Annotated in this window: 14 protein-coding genes; 1 reads left to right on the forward strand and 13 read right to left on the reverse strand. The window is 57.1% G+C overall.

Annotated elements, in window-relative coordinates:
* Positions 1-2: 2 nt before the first annotated feature.
* The 7 genes from FE783_RS00400 to nagA form a co-directional block, all read right to left on the reverse strand.
* Positions 3-1,616, reverse strand: a complete 1,614-nt coding sequence (locus tag FE783_RS00400; protein WP_138877334.1) for a response regulator transcription factor — start codon at positions 1,614-1,616, stop codon at positions 3-5.
* Positions 1,613-3,493, reverse strand: a complete 1,881-nt coding sequence (locus FE783_RS00405) for a sensor histidine kinase (protein WP_158301540.1) — start codon at positions 3,491-3,493, stop codon at positions 1,613-1,615. The genes FE783_RS00400 and FE783_RS00405 overlap by 4 nt, the downstream gene beginning before the upstream one ends.
* A gap of 132 nt (positions 3,494-3,625) precedes the next feature.
* On the reverse strand, positions 3,626-4,963 hold the full coding sequence (locus tag FE783_RS00410) for an extracellular solute-binding protein (RefSeq protein ID WP_158301541.1): 1,338 nt from the start codon (positions 4,961-4,963) through the stop codon (positions 3,626-3,628).
* 206 nt (positions 4,964-5,169) lie between these two features.
* Positions 5,170-6,720: an extracellular solute-binding protein gene (locus FE783_RS00415; RefSeq protein WP_138877337.1), complete on the reverse strand. Its 1,551-nt coding sequence runs from the start codon at positions 6,718-6,720 to the stop codon at positions 5,170-5,172.
* 463 nt (positions 6,721-7,183) lie between these two features.
* The gene (locus FE783_RS00420) at positions 7,184-7,933 is read right to left on the reverse strand and encodes a glucosamine-6-phosphate deaminase (protein WP_138877338.1); all 750 of its coding nucleotides are present in this window, start codon (positions 7,931-7,933) and stop codon (positions 7,184-7,186) included.
* A 27-nt stretch (positions 7,934-7,960) separates the two neighbouring features.
* Positions 7,961-9,187 carry a Gfo/Idh/MocA family protein gene (locus FE783_RS00425; RefSeq protein ID WP_138877339.1) on the reverse strand — a complete coding sequence of 409 codons (1,227 nt, stop codon included), beginning with the start codon at positions 9,185-9,187 and terminating at the stop codon, positions 7,961-7,963.
* Positions 9,188-9,248: 61 nt separating this feature from the next.
* On the reverse strand, positions 9,249-10,409 hold the full coding sequence (gene nagA, locus FE783_RS00430; protein ID WP_238402810.1) for an N-acetylglucosamine-6-phosphate deacetylase: 1,161 nt from the start codon (positions 10,407-10,409) through the stop codon (positions 9,249-9,251).
* A gap of 421 nt (positions 10,410-10,830) precedes the next feature.
* Between nagA and cysK the strand changes: the two genes are divergently transcribed.
* Positions 10,831-11,772: a cysteine synthase A gene (cysK, locus tag FE783_RS00435; protein WP_138877340.1), complete on the forward strand. Its 942-nt coding sequence runs from the start codon at positions 10,831-10,833 to the stop codon at positions 11,770-11,772.
* A gap of 178 nt (positions 11,773-11,950) precedes the next feature.
* On the opposite strand, the gene FE783_RS00440 is transcribed toward cysK, so the two are convergent.
* The 6 genes from FE783_RS00440 to FE783_RS00465 all read right to left on the reverse strand — a co-directional run bounded on the left by FE783_RS00440 (position 11,951) and on the right by FE783_RS00465 (position 20,105).
* Positions 11,951-13,138: an LLM class flavin-dependent oxidoreductase gene (locus FE783_RS00440; protein ID WP_138877341.1), complete on the reverse strand. Its 1,188-nt coding sequence runs from the start codon at positions 13,136-13,138 to the stop codon at positions 11,951-11,953.
* A 32-nt stretch (positions 13,139-13,170) separates the two neighbouring features.
* The gene (locus tag FE783_RS00445) at positions 13,171-14,502 is read right to left on the reverse strand and encodes an LLM class flavin-dependent oxidoreductase (protein WP_138877342.1); all 1,332 of its coding nucleotides are present in this window, start codon (positions 14,500-14,502) and stop codon (positions 13,171-13,173) included.
* Complete coding sequence (locus FE783_RS00450; protein WP_138877343.1) at positions 14,499-15,845, reverse strand: LLM class flavin-dependent oxidoreductase; 1,347 nt, start codon at positions 15,843-15,845, stop codon at positions 14,499-14,501. The genes FE783_RS00445 and FE783_RS00450 overlap by 4 nt, the downstream gene beginning before the upstream one ends.
* A gap of 69 nt (positions 15,846-15,914) precedes the next feature.
* The gene (locus tag FE783_RS00455; RefSeq protein ID WP_138877344.1) at positions 15,915-17,255 is read right to left on the reverse strand and encodes an ABC transporter substrate-binding protein; all 1,341 of its coding nucleotides are present in this window, start codon (positions 17,253-17,255) and stop codon (positions 15,915-15,917) included.
* A gap of 149 nt (positions 17,256-17,404) precedes the next feature.
* Positions 17,405-18,763: an ABC transporter substrate-binding protein gene (locus FE783_RS00460; RefSeq protein ID WP_138877345.1), complete on the reverse strand. Its 1,359-nt coding sequence runs from the start codon at positions 18,761-18,763 to the stop codon at positions 17,405-17,407.
* 373 nt (positions 18,764-19,136) lie between these two features.
* Positions 19,137-20,105, reverse strand: a complete 969-nt coding sequence (locus FE783_RS00465) for a carbohydrate ABC transporter permease (protein WP_138877346.1) — start codon at positions 20,103-20,105, stop codon at positions 19,137-19,139.
* Positions 20,106-20,199: the final 94 nt, after the last annotated feature.

The following is a 20,199-nucleotide window of genomic DNA, read 5'->3' on the forward strand; positions in this document are numbered from 1 at the left end:
GCTTATCGGGAGCTGTCTTTGACGTCGCCGGGCGTGACGCCCCAATATTTGTGAAATAATCGCGAGAAATAGCCGACGTCCTTATAGCCGACCCGTTCGGCGGTATCGTACACTTTGCAGCCTTCTTGAAGCAGCCGTTTGGCGCGCTCCATCTTTTTGTCGATAACGTAATTGGAGAAAGGCTTTCCGACCTCCTGCTTGAACAGCCGGCTCAAATAGGAGGAGTTGACGAACAGCCGCTCCGCGACGTCGTGAAGCGATATTTCTTTGCCGATCTGCTCGTCGACGATAGCGAGCATTTGCCGGACCGTTTCGTGAACGGTGCCGCTCCGCTCCTTCTGCAAATAAGCGCAGTACCGGTTCACGAGCCGCAGCAGCCAGTCGAAAGCTTGCTCCCTCGTCTTCAGCCTGCTCAGATGGGCGTATACGTCGAAGTCGTCCTCCGCCACTTCGCGGATCGTCCAGCCTTGCTGGTGGATCAGCCTGGCGACGGTTCCGCCGAGCGCGATCAGCCGCTCCTGGACGTCCTCCGCCGAAGCGGTCGCGGCTGCGCCGCACGCAAGCAGCTTCTTCAGTACTTCCGCGGCTTTTTCCGCATGTCCCGTTTCCAAGCTCGACTCGAACATCTTCTCGAGCGAAACCGGAGGAAGCATCCCCCGTCCCGCCGCACCGGTGTCCCGGTAAGGAATGACGATGTCGTTGCCGTGCACGATCCGTTCTTCGAGCGACTTGCGGGCTTGGCGGTACAGCAAGGCCAACTGCCCCGTACCATAGGCCGTACCGCTTATGCCGGCGCTTGCGGTCAGCTTCAGGCATTCCTTCGCGGTACCGGTCAGCTTGACCGCAGCCGTATGAATGTGCAGCAGCAGTTGATTCGGATGGACGCCTTCCGGCGCCGCGAATACCGCCACGGTCGCGCCGGACCCGTCCCGGAAAACACGCCAAGCCAAGCTGCCGAGCGACTCCTTCGCTATATCCGTCAGGGAAAACTGCAGCAGCGGATAGTCGTCCGCGCCCGGGCAAGATGCCGTCCCGGTCCCGCCGGCCGCGTCGATATCGATGACGGCTACGGCAAATGCCTCTGACGCAGGCCATACGATTTGCAGCTCCTGCCCCCGGCGAGCGAGATCGTCCTCGCCTAACGTGCCGGAAATCCATTGCTGCATAAACAGCTCCTGCAAATGAGGCAAATGCTGCCTCCACCTGCCGTGCAGCTCGGCCATATTATGCCGCCGCGCCAGCTCGCTGCGGATGCGGTCCGCGGCTTCAAGCACGGCGTTCAATATTTCCGTATCTCCGGCCGGCTTCAATAAATATCGGCTGATGCCGAGCTCCATCGCCTGCCGGGCGTAGCCGAAATTGTCGTGTCCGCTCAAGACGATGCAGCGGATATCCGGATCGATCCGGCGTGCCGCTTCGGCCAGCTCCAAGCCGTTCATTTTCGGCATATGGATGTCCAGCAGCACGAGCTCCGGTCTGCGCGATTCGATCCATTGCAGCGCTTCGCGTCCGTTCGCCGCCAGTCCTACGACCTCGATGTCGTGCTTCTCCCATGGAATATTGTTCGCCAGGCTGATCCGCAGCTTCTTCTCGTCCTCCACAATGAGCAGCTTCATGACTGTACCTCCGATGTAAAATCATCCGCATCTTCGCCTTCGTCCCGGACGCGACCCAGCGGAATCCGCAGCGTCACTCTCGTTCCGGATTGCTCCGCGCTGTCCAGCAGCAGCTCCGAGCTTTCCCCGTAATACAGCTTCATCCGGGCGACAACGTTGCGCAAACCGAAAAAATCGTCCCGGCCCGTACCATGGTCCGATTCGGTAAATGACATCGCCCGCTCTGCGCGCGCATGGCGGGCGAGCTGCTCCCGGATCGCCCAGAGACGATCGGCTGTCATGCCGCAGCCGTTATCCTCCACAGCTATGACGAGCATAGCGTCCTCTACCGCGCTCGCGACGCGAAGCAAGCCGGCATGCTCCAAGTCGGCAAAGCCGTGCAAAATCGCATTTTCCACCAAAGGCTGAAGCAGCAGCTTGAGCAGGCGCAAGTCCCGGCTGTCGTCCGAGATGTCATATTCGACGGAAAACTGCTCGGAGAAGCGGATTTGCTGCACCCGAATATAGTAATGGAGATGATGGACCGTCTCCCCGAGCGTAAACGTCTCCTGCCCCTTGTTCAGGCTCAGGCGGAAAAATTTCGATAAATGGAGCACCATCTCGCTTATTTCCTCGGCATGATGCTCTTTGGCCGACCAATAGATCGAATCGAGCGTATTGTACAGAAAATGCGGATTGATCTGCGATTGCAAAAACTTCAGCTCGGTTTTGGACAGCAGCAGCTGCTGCTCGTAATGGCCTTGGATCAACCGGCGCTGGTCTTCCACCGTCCGGTTGAACGAAGCGATCAAATAGCCGAGCTCGTCGCGCCGTTTGCTCGCGAGACGAATTTGCAAATTGCCTGTCCCGAGCTGTCTCATGCCGTAAGCAAGCTTCTCCAGCGGGGAAGAAATGCTGCGGTAGACGACCCACGAAATCCACAGCGCAAGCATGACGCTGATCGCGATAATCATATACGTACTCCACCGTACGGGTGTAGCCGGACGGTTAAGCTCCGATACCGGCTGCGCCATGACGATGGACCATCCGGTAGCTTTCGACTTCGCCCGAATCATGAGCAACGGCTCGCCCGTATCGGCGGACGGCCTAATAATGGCGTCCTTGGCTTCATCGTCCCATTCCGGTATTCCCGAAGCGCCGGTTCGCGTGACAAGCGTGCCGCCTGCGGCGTACAAAAATATTTGCGCATCCCGGCTCGGTACGAGCGGTATAATCAGCTCGAGCAGCGTCTGCTTCTTGATCGTAACGACAAGCAGATTCGGCATGCTCCGCCGGGGCACCATGTCCATCGAACGCACCATCGATACGTTTGACGGATCGAAGATGCCGTTCCATTCGTCGCGCCCTCCTGTCGGGAACGCCTCGCCCGGCACGACCGCGACGGTCAACCTGCCGCCCGATTGGCCGAGCCATCCGGCAATCCGGTCGTACCGTTCGGCATCCTCGAACCGTTTGCCGCCATAATTGGTGGATAGCAGCGCCCTCGACGGGGACAACAGCATTGACAAGTTGGACAGCAGCGGATTGACGGTCGAGAAGCTGGTCATCGTCTTCAGCAGTTGCGCAAAGTCTAGCAGCGTTCCGGCCGAAGGCCGCTCCCCCGCCCGCTCGATCGTCGATACCGTCTGCGGATCGGTCGAGATGAGCTCCGCGAGCTCCTCCACGTTCCGCAGAGCAAGATCGATATAGCCGATCGCCGAATCGAGAGCCCCTTTCGTCCGAAGCGAAATCTGCTCCTCCAAGATGGTCTGCGACCGCATGTTCGCATATAAGCTGACCGCGACAAGCGGCAGCAAAATGAGCAAAAAGTAACAAGTCAGTCTGACTTGAATATGCCGCGAAAATTTATCGTACAACCATCGTCCCCATCTCGTCACGCCGGCTTCTCCTTCCGCGTTTGCCGGCTGCCGTCCCTCGCGGCGGCGCGCCGGCATTCCTTTCTTTCATTGTAAAGGAGATCATGGCGCGGCGGACAGCCGTTTTGCTCATGAAGCGCCGATACGGGGCTGTTACTTGCTGGAAGCTTTCTTGGCCGCTATATCGATATTGGCTTTCTCCTCGGCTTCCCGCAGAGCGGTGCTGACATCTTTTTCTCCGAGCGCGACCGAATTGAACGCCGCGTACAACGGAGCGGTCGCCAAATTCATATACGGGCTGAGCGTGATCGGCGAGGCGTATTGATCGGGTACGACCCCTTTGACGTTTTTGCCCGCGAGAGCAGGGATATTTTTGCCCATCTGGTCTTTGTATTGCTTATCTTTCAATACCGGAATATAGCCTTGGTCGATCAGCGTCTTCTGGTACTCCTCCGACGTCAGCCAAGAGATGACCTGGAACGCCGCTTCCCGGTTTTTGCTGCTGTTCGGCACGGCATAATAGGTCGAATAAGGAGCGGAGCCGACTCTCTTCACTTCGGGCAGCAGCGGCAGCGACACGATATCCCAGTTCGTCGTATCCGGCGGGAACGACGAACCGCCGATCATCGCCATCATCGCCACGTTTTTGTTTTTGTTGAACGCCGTGGACGGGCTGTTTAATTCGTCGATCGTCGTTTCGTTGCCTGGGATTTGGTAAAACCGCACCATGTTGTTGAATATTTTTTTCCAATTGTCGCTGTTCAGAACCGCCTTCTCCGTCTTCGGGTCGACCAATTCCTGCGAATATTGGTTCATGAGCGCGAGGTGGCTGAACGAGACGCCGAAGCCTTTGTATTTCGCGCCGCCGTCCGTCCGCGTCATCTTCTTGGCCAGCTCATATACTTCGTCCCAGGTCATGTTGTCTTTCGGGTAGGCGACGCCGAACTTGTCGAATAAGTCTTTGTTGTAGAACATCGCCGTCGTCGAAACTTGCACCGGCAGTCCGTACAGCTTGCCGCCGGAAAGCTTGCGCATCCCTTCCACCGCCATAGGCTCGAGCTTGTTCAAATCGTATTTGTTTTGCTGGATCAGATCGGTAATGTCTTTGCCGAGTCCGAGCTCCACGATGTCCGCTATCGTTCCCGAGGATGCGTTGATAATATCGATGCTCGTGCCGGACGCGATCAGATCGGCCAGCATCGTCCCTTTGTCGCGCCAATACACTTTGAACGTGACGTTCGGGAATTTCTCCTTGAGCGACTTACCGACTCCTTTCATGAAAGATTCCTGAGAGTAGCCTCCGGCGTTCAAGTAATACGTCAGTTCGATCGGCTGATCGAGCTTCGAATACGGATTTGCCGGCGCCTCGGTCGGCTTCGGCTGCACCGCCGTTCCCTTATCGGTTTCACCGCCCGTCTTCGTCCCATTGCAAGCGCTTACGAATGCGATCGATAGTACGAGCAAACCAGTTGTCCATGTTCTCCGTTGCATGTTGATTGCCCCTTTCCCTTTTTCCGCTGTGCGTTCCGGTTCCGTTATACAGTCGTTGCCGTGTTCGTTTTCCGCTTTTTTGCCCGGTTTCTCAAGCCGCGCAGTGGGCTTGATTCGGGCTTCGGCATCACCTCCTTTCATTTTAGAAATCGATTTCTTAATATCGTCGCAAGACCGCTTTTCGGCGTCTCTTGCGGTTTATCCCGTTATTTTTTCTTGTTCCTGCCCGCATACCAGGCGTTCACTTCGGCGGTCATTTGTTCGCCGCCCGCTTTATACCATCGTTCGACGAACACGTCGAATTCGGACAAAGGCAGCGCCCCCGCGACAATTTTGGTGAACGTCTCTTGCATGTCCTTTTCCAGATTCGCCCCGTATATGCCCATGGCCGGTACCGTCGTTCCGGTGAAATCGCTCTTGATCAAGTTTTCGCCGATGCGGCTCAAATTCTCGTTCAAGCGGAACTGCATGCCCAGTCCGTCCAGCCGGTCCTTCGTTACCCCCGGTTCAGCAATGTCCGCCAGATTGGAATAGACGCCTCGGTAAAAATGTTTGTTGTGCTCCGCGAAATCGATGACCATTTTCCCGTCTTTGCGGGTCCATATTTCATTCTCGAAACCGAGCTTGATGTCCCTGTATCCTGCTCCCGACAAAAAATCGAGCAGCTTCACGGCGCCTGCCGCATTGGCGGCGGCTGCCGGAACGACGCTATAATAGCGCACCGGCTGGGAAGCGTTCGTGCCTTTGCGGCCGTCCCGGCCGACCGGGAAATCGAGCGGGATCCATTCCGCCTTCGGATCGTTCAGACGGTTATCCAAGATCGGTCCGCGCGTATCGGACCAAGAAGCGGCATACAGCCCGATTTTGCCGTTCGCGATTTTCTCGTTGAATACGGCCGTCTTGTTCAGCATGAACTGCTGATCCAGCAGCTTTTCCTTGTATAGCTTGGCCATGAAAGCGAGAGCTTCCTTTGTCTCCGGCAGCACGGTACCGTTTACTAGCCGTCCGTCCCGCTCGTACCAGGCCAAGATCGATACTTGCGTTCCGAATGCGCCGAACAGCGGCGACGCGCCCCCCATATTTTCGCGGATCGATAAGCCGGCCGTGTCATCCTTGCCGTTGCCGTCCGGATCTTGTTCCGCGAACGCCCTCATGACCGCATAATACTCGTCGAGCGTTGTGGGGGGCTGCAGACCGAGACGGTCCAGCCAATCTTTGCGCGTGTACATCAAATATCCGCCGGGTGCTTCATTCAGGCTCGGAATCGCATAGATGCGCCCGTCAACCGTCACTTGGTCCCACGCCTCTTGCGGGAACCGCTTGCGCAAGCCGGGGGCGTACCGGTCGATCAGCTCATCCAGCGGCATAAGCGCTTGCCGGTTGACGTAATGAACGAACCAGTTCGCATTGCTGGTGCTGATCAGATCGGGTATGTCGTCGGATGCCATAATGACGTTAAGCTTCGCGTCGAATCCGTCGCTTGGCGGTATCGTGAACCTGACATCGAGATTCGTGCGCTTGCGGATGTTCTCGATATACGGATTGCTGTCAATATCCATTCCTTCGGGATATTTGGCGTTCAGGCCGTTGGCGACGACGCGTACCGTCGGGGGTACCCCGCTTCCGGGTTCCGCCGCCTTCCCTCCTGCCGATCCGGCGTCCCCCTCTGCCCGGCATCCCGCGATCAAGCATGTTCCCAGCAGTATCCAGATTGCCGGTGCTGCCCGGATCGCCGCCATGCGCCTTGCTGCGTCCATATGCCGATCATCTCCCTTTGTCGTATGCCTCTACTATAGCAGTATGTCGCAATATCCGCATACGAGTCGGCACCGCCGGATAACTTAATTGTAGAAGAGCGGGTGGAGTACCGCCATATGACCGATATGACATCATCATGGACTTTCATGACATCCGTAAAAAAAGCCGCTGACAAACAACGAACCGAATTTGCTTATTTGTGAACCTCATGGCGCTGTTCGGCTCTACTTCTCGGCAATTGGGGAAATAGTGAACCTGGAGCAATTATTACTTAACTTAAGTTCAGTATTAGTAAAATTTGGATCGCTATTTACTGAACAAGCCCATCTTGCAAACGATTAGCGCAATAGTGTTCAGTAAAAGTGAAATATGGTTCGTTACAGCCAATAACCAATTCAGAATGAAAAAAAACCCGTATCGGATAGATACGGGGAGATGCGTCATACGAACAAATATAAGAGCTTAAGCGTTCTGCACAGCCGCGGAATCAAGCAGCGAAGCCGATTCGCGATCGAGGTAAAGCGTCCAATCCGTGTGTGTCTTCAGCATCGTGGAAGGCACTTGATTCGTAAGATCGTTCTCCATAGTCAGCTTGATCGCGTTCGCTTTCACTTTGTGCGGCACGCAGGAGATGATCGTATTCGCCTGCATGATCTGATGAACCGTCATCGAGATCGCATGCTTCGGCACGTCGTCGATCGTGGCGAACCAGCCTTCTCCGACCTGTTGTTTCTTGCAGTCGTCATCCAAATCGACGACGATGTACGCCTCTCTCGTATCGAAATCGGCCGGAGGATCGTTGAACGCGATATGGCTGTTCTCGCCGATGCCGATCAAGGACAAATCGATCGGCTCCCTACGAAGCTCCTCGGTCAAAGCTTTAATGTTGGCCGTCACGTCGCCTTCGCCGTTGACATAAAAAACGCGTCCGACGGGCACGATATCGGCAAACCGTTCCTTCAAATATTTGCGGAAGCTGGCTATGTGCGTTTGCGGCAAGCCGACGTATTCATCCAGGTGAAACATTTCGACTTTATCCCATTCGATCGATTGTTTGACGAACGCTTGAATAAATTGAAATTGCGAAGCGCCTGTGGACAGCACGATACGCGCCTTCCCTTTGGCCGCGATGGCGCCGCGAATGACTTCCGCCGCCTGCTTCGCCGCAGCCTCCCCCAATTGCTCCGGTGTTTCCGAAATTATGACTGTCATCCCGTTATCCTCCCATGTACGTATAAGTCAGCTTGTTACCGTTTCTTTGAGCAAATCCTCGATGACGACCTGCTTGCTGCCGGCGATCGAAAGGTTCGCGGCCGCTCCGATCAAGAGCGACATCGCTCCCGCCCGGGAACCCGCCATTTGACCGAGCGGATCGGCCACGTCGCCTACGAAAATCATCCGGCGCAAACGTTGGTCGCCGCCGCCGTGCGCGCCGCCGGCCTTGCGGCTTTGAAGCGTAATCAGCTCGTTGTTGCGATTGTAGATGCGAATGTAATTGTTCGGATCGTCGTGACCGGGACCGCTGTGGTTGTCTTCCGCTTCGATCCGGCCTTTCGTGCCCACGAATGTCGCTTTCCAGCCTTCGTACGGGCTGTATGCGTTCAGCGAGTACGACATCTGCGTGCCTTTCTTGTATTTGACGCTGAGCGACATCGTATCGTAAATGTCGATATCTTCGCCGAACACGCATTGATCCCGGAAATATCCGTCGTGTACCTCCGCTTCCTTGTAGAACGATCTCGTAAATTCGTTGGCCGATATATCCAAGTGGAATTCGCAGGTGCTCGTATGAGAGCAGGTCGAGCAAGTATGGCCCCGTTCTTCCCGCGTCGGGCCGTAGAACAGCCGCGAGCCGTTGGCATACACCGTCTCCGGCTCATCGTTCAGCCACCAGTTGACCATGTCGAAATGATGCGTAGACTTGTGAAGCAGCAGACCGCCGCTGTTTTTCATTTGCCGGTGCCAACGACGGAAATAATCGGCGCCGTGCCTCGTATCAAGCGACCAGTTCAGTGAGACGTGAAGAATGTCTCCGATCGTCCCTTCCTTGAGAAGCTCCTTGATGCGGACGACATAAGGCATGAACCGGCAGTTGAACGTGACGATGACCCGCTTGCCCGTACGCTTCTCGGCCTCGATAATCGCGCGGCACTTCTCGGCGTCGGTCGTCATCGGCTTCTCGGATATGGCGTCGCATCCGGCTTCAAGCGTGCGGATGATGTAATAGTCGTGCAGATGGTCCGGCGTCGTTACGATAACGGCATCCGGCTTGGCCACGCTGATCATCGTATCGAAATCGTCGAAGATCGGGGTGTTGCCCGCTTGCTCGCTCAAAATTCGGGCCCGCACGGGATTGACGTCGTAAACCCCGACCAGCTCCGCAACTCCCTTCAGCTCGGATGCGAAAGGTTTGGCAAACATGCCGAGCGCTCTTCCGCCTGCACCGACGATAGCGTATTTCTTCATTTGAGTTCACTCTCTCCCCTGAAATATTCGGCGGCCGCGTCCCGGTCCCGCCTCATCCCCGCTATTCCACATACGCGGTTTTGCCCTTCACGATCGTCTCGACCACCGCGACATTGCCGTCTCGATCGGTGCGAAACAGCGTAATATCGGCTGCCGCGCCGGGCACAAGCCGACCCAGATCCATCCGGCCCAATACTTGCGCCGGCCGTTCCGTTACCGCCTCGATCGTTTCCTTCATGGACAGCCCGGCTAAGCGGATCCCATTCGCCACGCATTCCGGCATTGTCACTCCCGACCCTGCCAATATATTCGGGTTGTGTGCCGTGCTTAACCGTCCGTTCGCATGAACTTCCACTTCGCCTCCGACTAGCGAGCGGTATGTTCCCGGCGGCATGCCCCCGAGAGCGACGCAGTCCGTCACGAACACGAACCGGTCCCTTTTGGCGCGCACCATCGATTTCAATACCGCCGGGGCGAGATGATGGCCGTCCGGGATAAAGGAAGCCCACAAGCGGTCATCGCCCAACTGGTGCCATATATAGTTCGGATGCCGGGCGAGCACTGGATGGGAGCCGTTCCCGAGATGGGTCGACAATACCGCCCCGGCTTCCACGGCCGCGTCCAGCTGATCCGGCGAAGCCGCCGTATGGCCGATGCACACCGCGATGCCTTCTTCGGCCAGCCGTTTGACGAAATCCGCCATCCCTTCGCGCTCAGGCGCCACCGTGATCATTTTGATCCGGTTACCGCTTTCCTTCTGCAATTGCCGCCATTCCTCGTAATCGGGCTCGCGGATATGCTCCCTCGGATGGGCGCCGCGCGGTCCGTCTTCCCCGGACAAGTAAGGACCTTCCACATGGATGCCGGCAATCGAGGCGGCGGCCGATTCGTATTCGTCGCATACGCGCCCGATTTGACCGACGGCTTGCTTGATCCGCTCGAAGCTGCCGGTGATGACGGTCGGCAAATACGAAGTGACCCCGTACCGGTTCATGCGCTCCGTTACGCCCAATACATCCTTCGTCTCGACGGGCTGCGCATTGAAATCGAAGCCTGCGTATCCGTTTACTTGCAAATCGATCCAGCCGGGCGATATCCAAGGCACTTCGCCTTCCGGCGTCCCGGCGGACGGCTCCACACTCGCGATGACGCCGTTCGCTACGTGAACATCGACGATCGCTCCGGTGCCCGCGATTTTACCCGTTCTTTTAAACATTTCCATAAGCTCTCCCCTGCTATTTCTCGGAAGAAATCGATTAATGTCACAGCGCATTGACCGTTTACCGGTTTTTGGCCGTTTCCGGCCGGTGAGGATGGATCGGGAAACGCAAAGCGTTTGTAGTAATCGATTTCTTAAAGTGTATCACACCCTCGCCGGTTTGCCAATACAAAAAGCTAATGAGCAAGGTCTTTTATTGGAGTTTTGGCCAAAGGGCCGGAGCCTTCGCCGACAAGCCGTTCGCTGTTTCCCGGCGTACGGGATAAAAAAAGTCAGCCTTAAAAAAATGAATAAACGAGTGCTTCTCATACCCGGTACGGTATTGTATTTTTTACCTGTTCGTAGTAAAGTTTATATACCCAATCATTCTTATCGGTTTAAATGGAAATAATCAGCGATCACCGAATCGGCGGGAGGAAACGAAATGGCCAACATCGCAACGAATCTTACGCAACTGATCGGTAATACCCCTTTACTCGAGCTCGCCAACTTCAACAAGCAAACGAATGCGGGAGCGAAAATTATCGCCAAGCTGGAATATTTCAACCCGGCGGGGAGCGTCAAGGACCGGATCGGCTTCGCCATGATCAAAGATGCGGAGAACCGCGGCGTTCTGCATAAAGACTCGGTCATTATCGAGCCGACGAGCGGCAATACCGGGGTAGCACTCGCTTTCGCGGCCGCGGCGTTAGGCTACAAGCTGATCATAACGCTTCCGGAAAGCTTCAGCGTCGAGCGGCGCAAGCTGCTGATCGCTCTCGGAGCCGAGCTTATCCTCACTCCCGCTTCGGAAGGGATGCCGGGAGCGATCAAGAAAGCCGAAGAGCTCGCCGCCTCGATTCCGAACTCCTTCGTGCCCCAACAGTTCAAAAATCCCGCAAATCCCGACATTCATAGAAAAACGACCGCGGAAGAAATATGGCGCGACACCGACGGGGAGGTCGACATCTTCGTCGGCGGTGTCGGCACGGGAGGCACGATTACCGGCGTAGGCGAAGTATTGAAGGAACGGAAAAAATCGGTGCAAATTTTTGCCGTCGAGCCGGCAAGCTCGCCCGTCCTATCCGGAGGAGCGCGCGGCCCTCATAAAATCCAAGGGATCGGGCCCGGCTTCGTGCCGGACAACTTCAACAAAAATACGGTCGACGAGATCGTTACCGTCAAAAACGAGGACGCTTTTGAAACGGCGCGCCTGCTCGCGAGAAGCGAAGGCTTGGTTGTAGGCATTTCCTCCGGAGCGGCGGCTTATGCGGCACTGCAAATCGCGAACAGACCGGAGCATGCGGGCAAAACGATCGTCGTCCTGCTTCCCGACACGGGCGAGCGGTATTTATCGACGGAGCTGTTTCCGGTCGAAGTCGTTTAACCGGATAGCGGGCCTAAGAAGCGAAACGTCCCGACCACATGTGGTCGGGATGTTTCGCTTTCGGCTTTTCATCCGGACTAAGGAACTTTAACGGTATAACGTACCTGTTCTCTGACGACCGGGACTTGCGTTCCTCAAAGCCCCCGCCGTCAGTCAGGGCGTAATTCCGTTAAAGTTCTTAAGCTCGTGCCACCGTTTGCCGTTCGAGCAGCTTCCGGCGCACGGCGGGGATGAGCGCCTTGCCGGAGATCGTCGCTTCCTCCAGGTTCGGATAACCGGACAAAATAAACGAGGAGATGCCGATATCGACATATTCGATCAACCGGTCCGCCACCTGATCGGGAGTGCCGACGAATGCCATCGCCCCTCCACCTCGCACGATCGACAAGCCGGCCCAGAAGTTCGGACCGATCACGTAATCGTTGGCCGCCGCCTGCTCGCGCACTTGATTTTGGCGCTGCTGGCCGGTCGACACCGCCCCGAGATGGCGGGTCAGCGATGCTTCCTTGACGCTCGGATCGATTTTGCTAATAATGCTTCTGGCCGCCTCCCACGCCTCTTCCTCCGTTTCCCGGATCACGACCTGCGCGCGCAGGCCGTAACGGATCGTACGGTCGATGCCTTGCGTACGCAGCAGTTCCCTCCGGTATCCCTCCACCTCGTCGATCTGCTCCTTGATCCAGTCGAGCGGCTCGGCCCACATGAGGTAGACGTCGGCGATTTCCGCGGCCGTCTTCTTCGCCGCGGTCGAGCTCCCGCCGAAGTAGAACGGGGGATGCGGCTTCTGCACGGTCGGAGGATAGCTGACCCCGCCCTCGATCGTGAAATATTTGCCCTCTACGTTTACCGGCTCTATCGCATTCACTTTGCCGTATTCCGCGAGCGCACGGCCGCTTGGCGCACCGTGCGAGTTCGTCCACAGCTGCCGGACGATCTTGATATATTCCAGCGTCCGCTCATAGCGCGCATCCTTGTCGAAGGCGAGCGGATCGCCCATCGATTTCATATCCTCCGGCGAGCTGCCCGTCACGATATTGATGAGCGCCCGGCCGCCGGTAGCCTCGTCGAGCGTCGCTCCCATGCGGGCGGCGAGACCGGGGGCGATCAGTCCCGGCCGCATCGCCACGAGCGGCTTGAATGTATTCGTATGCGCGGCCAGCGTCGCGCCGATAATCCACGCGTCCGAGCATTCGCCGCCCGTCGGAATGAGCGCGAACGTATAGCCGGCGTCCTCCACCGCTTGCGCCACCCGGATCAAATAAGCCGTATCGACCACGCGCTCCGGTTTTACACCGATATATGGACCGTCTCCCCTCGTTGGCATATACCAGCCAAATTCGGGTTCGACGTTGTTGATAGATGTCATCTGCAACACTTCCTTTCCTTCAATTTGATGCGTTACTCGCCGACAGCGGCATGACGGGTATTGGCAGGCCGGGCCAAGCCCAGATGCTCGCGCAGCGTCGAGCCTTCGTATTCGCTCCGAAACAGTCCGCGATTTTGCAATTCCGGAATCAGCTTGTCGGCAAACGTCTCCAACCCGTTCGGAAACAGCTGGGGGAGCAAATTGAAGCCGTCGGCCGCATCGCTGCGGAACCAGTTCTCGATAAAGTCGGCGGCCTGCACGACCGAGCCGGTAAACGTCACATGCCCGTGCCCCCCCGCGCTGCGGCTTACGAATTGCCGGATCGTCATCGCGTCGCGTACCGCCGCATCGACGACGACCTCGTGACGGCTGGAGATACCGGTTGTGATCGAGCCGTACGGCTTCGCCTTGTCGACCGGAACCGGGCCATCCAGCGGATATTCGGCCAAATCGACGGTAAAATAATGGGACAAATGCTTCAGCGCCGCCTCCTTGTTCAGCAGGCCGAACAACTCCTCCTCGATATCTCTCGCTTCCGCCTCCGTATCGGCGATAATAGGCGCCAGTCCCGGCAATATGACCAGATCGTCGCGAGTGCGACCGTATTTGCCGAGACGCCCTTTGACGTCGGTATAAAATTCGCGTCCGGCTCCCAGCGTCTGTTGAGCGGTAAAGACGACCTCGGCCGTTTTCGCCGCCAGCTCCTTGCCCGCCTCGGAGGATCCGGCCTGCACGAGCACCGGATACCCTTGGGGCGGACGGGGAATGTTGAGCGGCCCTTTGACCGAATATTTGCTCCCTTTGAAATGGATCTCGTGCACTTTGCCCGGATCGATCAGACGGCCCGCCTTCTTGTCGTAAAGAAGCGCATCGTCCTCCCAGCTGTCCCACAGCTGCTTGACGACCTCGACGAACTCTTCGCCGCTCTCGTATCGCTCGGCCAGCTGCGGATGCTCCTCCATGCTGAAGTTGTGCGCCGCCGAGCCCGCTCCGGTCACGATGTTCCAGCCGGCCCTCCCCCCGCTTATATGATCGAGCGAAGCGAACTGGCGGGCGACGTGGAACGGCTCGTTATATACCGTACCTACCGTGGCGATCAAACCGATCCGCTCGGTCGCCGCGGCAAGCGCCGCCAGTTGGGTGAACGGCTCCAGCTTGCTCATGCGGCCCGAGTAGCCGTCTGCGAGAAATACCGAATCGAGCAGCCCGCGCTCGGCGATTCTCGTCAGCCCGATCAAGTAGTCGATGTCCAGCTCCCGCTCGGGACGGGCGTCGGGATGACGCCACGAGCCGGCGTGATGACCCGTTGCCCGCAAAAACACGTTCAGATGCACATGCGGATCTTTCCGTACTTGTGCGCTCATGCTCCACCCACCTCCTCGTAGCCCGCAGCCCCGGCGGCCGGAAAAAGACGGTTCGCCGGCCGGGCCAGCCCCAGACGATCTCGCAGCGTCTCGCCTTCGTATTCGGTGCGGAACAAGCCGCGATTTTGCAACTCCGGAACGACCCTGTCGACGAATAGGTCCAATCCGCCGGGATAAATTTGCGGCATCACGTTAAACCCGTCGGCGCCGCCGTCACGGAACCAATTCTCGATGACGTCGGCAAGCTGCAGCGGCGTGCCGGTGAACGTGAAATGCCCTCTCGCTCCGCCAAGACGCTTCACCAGCTGGCGCGGGGTCAATTTCTCACTGCGGATCAGGTCGAGGATGAGCTGGTGGCGGCTCTGGTTGCCGTTCACCTGCTCCGTGCCCCGGATGCCCTCGACCGACAGTGGCTCATCGATCCCGAAAGCGGCGAGATCGAGACCGAGACGCTGCGACAGTCTGCGAACCGCGCTCTCCAGGTCGATCAGGTTGAACAGTTCGTCCTCCAGCTCACGCGCTTCCGCTTCCGTCGCGGCTAGAATCGGACTGATGCCCGGCAATATTTTCAGTTCGTCCGGATGGCGGCCGTAGGCGGTGAGCCTCGACTTCACGTCGCGGTAGAAAGCTTGCGCATCCCCGAGCGTCTGCTGGGCGGTGAAGATCACCTCCGCGTATTTCGCCGCAAACGACTTGCCCGTCTCCGACGAGCCCGCCTGCACAAGCACCGGATAGCCTTGCGGCGGCCGCGCGATATTGAGCGGTCCCCGTACCTTGTACCGTTCGCCCTCGAAGTCGATGTCATGCACTTTGTTCCCGTCGATATGCACGCCCCCGGCTTTGTCGTTCACGACGGCATCGTCCTCCCAGCTGTCCCACAGCCTGGTGACCACCTCGACGAATTCTTCCGCCGTCCGGTACCGCTCGTCGTGCTCGGGATGCTCGTCGCGGCTGAAGTTGCGGGCCGCCGGTCCGGCGCCTGTGACGATATTCCAGCCGGCGCGTCCTTTGCTGATATGGTCCAGCGATGCGAACTTGCGTGCAACGTGAAACGGCTCGTTGTACGTCGTGCCGACCGTAGCGATCAGCCCGATCCGCTTCGTCACCGCAGCGAGCGCGGACAGCAGCGTAAACGGCTCCAGCCTGTTGCTCCGCCCCTCGTACCCGTCCGCCAAAAACAATGAGTCCAGCAAGCCTCGCTCGGCCGTCTCCGCAATCGTCCGGACGTGCCGGAAATCGGTATTTTTCTCCGGCTGCGCGTCAGGCAGCCTCCACGAAGCTTCATGATGGCCGGTTCCGTACAAAAAAGCGTTCAGATGCAGCTTTCTCTCCGATTGACTCATCGTTTCCTGCCTCCTTGGACTGTTTGACTTCCTGCTTGTTCTTCCGCCGTGATAAGGACCGGCCGTGCATCAATAGTCTCCGAGCGTCGTGCGCAGCGTCGCCACGTCCTTGTTGATCGCCTCCGTCGCCTTGCGGATCGCCGAGTTGACGTCGAGGCCGTTGATCGCCAAATCTTCGGCGGCTTCCGTCAGACGGGCCGTAATGCCCGACTCGTAAGGATGGATGTAATGCTCCTGCAGCGGCTTGCCGATGAAAACATTTTGCACGTTTTTCCCCTTCAGCACCGGAATGTCCAGACCGTATTCCTTCTGCAGCTCCGGGGTTACGACAGCCGGTACCCGACCGTTGCGGGCCAGTATCCGTTGGCCGTCATCCGACAATATTTCCGCGATGACCTGAAACGCCAAATCTTTGTTCTTGCTCTGGCTGTTGACGGCGAGCGAATGGATCTGCGCCCCGCGCGTGTAGCCTAACTTCTCGGGAAACGTCGGCGTCGGTGCGATGTCCCAGTTGAACTCGACGCCCTGCTGGCGCAGCTCCTCAAGCGGTCCTACCATGTTGGCGAGCCAGGAGACCCGCATGCCGACAATCTGGTCCTTCATGAAATGATCGCGCGTCCAGTTCCATTTCTTGTCGGCCGCGATATAGCCCGGGGTATCGAATATTTTTTTCTGCAGCACGAAAATACGTCTCCAGTCCGGCGTATCGATGACCGCATTGCCCGTCTTCCGGTCGAGCACCGGATTTTCATATGATTTCGCAAGTCCGGTCAAATTGTCTACGACCAGACCGACATAATGAACGCCGTTCACCGTTCTCGTCAGCTTCGCGCCGAGCTCTACGGCTTCGTCCCACGTCAGCTGCTTCTCGGTCAAGTACGGAACGCCGAACTTGTCGAAAATATCTTTGTTGTAATACGTAATGTGCTGGTTAATATTGAACGGAAGAGCCATTACGGCGCCGCCTTTATCCTTCATAATGTCCTTGATGTAGTCGTAGCCGACCGGCTTCAGGCGGCTTTCGTCGAACTTGTGCCGCTTGATCAGCTCCCGCAAATCCTCGTAGACGCCGGTGCGGATTACCGTCGGCGTCAGGCTGCCGAATATAAGGTCGGGCGTATACGTCGACAGCACCTCCGTGGCGCTGGCATTCGTCGCGGACTGAATCCGCTCGATCGTGACGTTGGGGAACTTTTTGCGAATCGGGTCGGCGATCATCGTCGCGAATTCGACGTCGGTAAACGTAGCGCCGGTCGTAAAAAGAGACAACTTTACCGGCTCGTCGCCGAGCTTTTTGAAGGAGGAGCCCGCGGATTCGGCTCCCGATGAAGACGCCCCGCCGCCGGACGAGCAGCCTGCGAGGAGCGCTGCCAGCATCAGCAAGCTAAACGTAAAGATACTTTTTGGCATCAGAACGTACACCACCTATCGCTCAGGTTTGTAACTGATTTCGCCACAACGTTTCCCTGATGCCGCGACAAGATGCCTGCTATGGCAAGTAAACCGCCTTTCCCGGAAAATGACCCTGCATCATTGGCAGAAGTGCCGCTCGCATCATATTAAGGATTGCCGAGCGTCGTCTTCAACGTCTCCACATCTTTGTTGATCGCCTCTGTCGCTTTGCGAATCGCCGAGTTGACGTCCAGTCCGTTAATGGCTAGGTCGGCCGCCGCTTCCTCCAGCCTTTTGCCGATTTCCAGCTCATACGGGTGGACATAGTGCTCCTGTAGCGGGTCGCCGACGAATACGTTCTGCACTGTCTTCCCTTTCAGCACCGGAATGTCGAGACCGTATTCCTTGTTCAGCTCGGGGTTGATGATCGCCGGAACCCGGCCGTTTCTCGCCAAAATGCGCTGCCCGTCGTTCGACAATATTTCCGCGATGACCTGGAACGCCTCGTCCTTATGCTTGCTCTTGCTGTTGACCGACAGCGAGTGGATTTGCGCTTCCCGCGTCTTGCCGAGCTGATCGCTGAAGTTCGGCGCGGGGGCGATATCCCAGTTGAACTCGACGCCCTGCTGGCGCAGTTCCTCCATCGGGCCGACCATGTTGGCGAGCCACGTCACGCGAATCGCGACCTTTTGATCTTTGTAGAAATCCTCTCTCCCGTAATTCCATTTTTTGTCCGGGGCGACGTAGCCGGGCAGCTCGAATATTTTTTTGTTCAGCTCGAAAATGCGTCTCCAACCGGGCGTATCCAGCGCCGCTTTGCCCGTCTCGCGGTCCAAATACGGAAGTCCGAGTCCTTTCGCGAGTCCGGTCAAGTTGTCGACGGAAAGTCCGATGTAGCGGCTGCCGTTGTCCGTCCGGGTCAGCTTGCGGGCGATGTCGAGTACTTCGTCCCACGTTTGCTGTTTATTCGTCGGATACGGCACGCCGAACTTATCGAAGATATCCTTGTTGTAATAAAGGACATGCTGGTTGGCGTTGAACGGAATCGCGAGGATCGCATCGCCTTTGCCTTTCGTAATTTCCTTGATGTAGTCGTACAAAATCGGCTTGATCTTGGATTCGTCGAACTTGTGCAGCTTGATCAATCCGCGCAAATCCTCGTACGCGCCGGTGCGGACGATCCTCTGATGGGAAGAAGAGGACGAATAAATGATGTCGGGCGTGTACGTCGACAGCACTTCCTCATTCGTCGTTTGCGCGGCGGGTGTGATCCGCTCGATCGTTACGTTCGGGTATTTCGCCTTGATCGGGGCCGCGATCAGCGTATTGAATTCGACATCCGGAAACGTGCCGCTCGTATTGAAAAAGGTCAGCTTCAACGATTCGTCGCCGAGCTTCTTGTAGCTCGCGCTCTCTCCGGACTTGCCGTCGGCCGATTTCCCGGCGCTGTCGGCGCCTTCCTTGCTGCAAGCCGCGAGCAGGCTCGTAAGGAGTAGAAAATTTAATGCCAAAGTAAGCTTCTTCATGAATGAGTCACCGCCTGATTGAGTTTAAAAAGTTGTGTTGCGGCATTCCGCCGATTTCGCCGTTCCTATGCCGGCTATCCCCTTCTGTCGCATCGTCCTATCGGGCAGCTTCGCCCTGTACACCTTCGTATCCGGACATCACCTCTTTCAAAAACCAACTTTTCATAGCTCGTTAGTCAGATTTAAGCCACGAAAAAGGAGCATCCCTTTTGTGAGGGGAAGACGGAGTTTACAGAATTGGCACCCCCTTCGCACCCCGGTCCAATCCTCATAACGTACATTTGAACACTATCTGGCGGCCGAACGCGACTTTTCTCGCGGATAAGGTACATTTGAGCACTATCTACTTGGGATCGGCCCGGTTTGACTCCCCCTACTCCACAAGCCCCGTCCGCTCCACCCCTTCGATGAACCAGCGCTGGGCGAAGAAGTAGACGATCAGCAGCGGGAATATAATCAGAAACGCCGCCGCCATCTTGATCGACTCCCCGTACACAGTCATCTCTCCCGCTCCGGCTGCCAGCTTCAGCTCGGCCGCGAGCCGAGCCAGCGTAATCGACAGCGGAACGTTCTGGGCCGTGAACATGAAGATCGACGGAAGATAGAAGTCGTTCCAATTCCAGACGATCGAGAACAGCAGGACGACGACGATCGCCGACTTGGAGAGCGGGAACATAACGCGGAAAAACAGCTTCACCCCGTTCGCCCCGTCCATTCGCGCCGCCTCATCCAGCTCCTTCGGAAGGTTCGAATAAAACGAGCGGTAAATGATTACGAACATCGCCCCCTTCAGCCCGTGTCCGAACAGCGCAGGGACGACCATCGGCAGCACCGTGTCCATCCAGCCGAACCCTTTGAACAGCATAATCGAAGGCAAGATGATCACCTGCGGCGGCATGATGAAGGTGAACAGCAGCAGGACGGTCCACAAATTTTTGAGCGGAAAATCGAGACGGGCGAACGCGTACCCGGCTACGGCGCAAGAAAAAATTTGCAGCACCGACACCGCGGCCGACAGCGACACGCTGATCATAAAGCTTTTCACATAATTCAGCAGCCGGGTCGCTTCCGCCAAATGGCCGAAATAAAGCGATTTCGGCACCCAGATGACCGTCGGGTCGAGAATGTTTTTCGCGTCCTTGACCATCGTCGTCACCATGTACAAAATCGGCTTGATGTAGATGAACGCCACATTGATCAGGATGACGTACAACAAAATTTTGAACAAAATGCCTTTGTCCATTTCCGCACCGATCACCCGGTATTTCAGAAATTCGACCCAGCTCCGGATCGTTTCCTCCGACACCCATCTCGGCCGGCCTGCTCTTTTTTGCGGCAGCATGGCGGCTTCCTCCCCCTCTCTCCCTCTCTCCCTCTCTCCTAGGAACTTTAACGGAATTACGTTACTGCTCTCTGACGGCCGGACTTGCCGGTCC

This window comes from Paenibacillus mesophilus (genome assembly GCF_005938385.1).
GTDB lineage: Bacteria > Bacillota > Bacilli > Paenibacillales > NBRC-103111 > Paenibacillus_AB > Paenibacillus_AB mesophilus.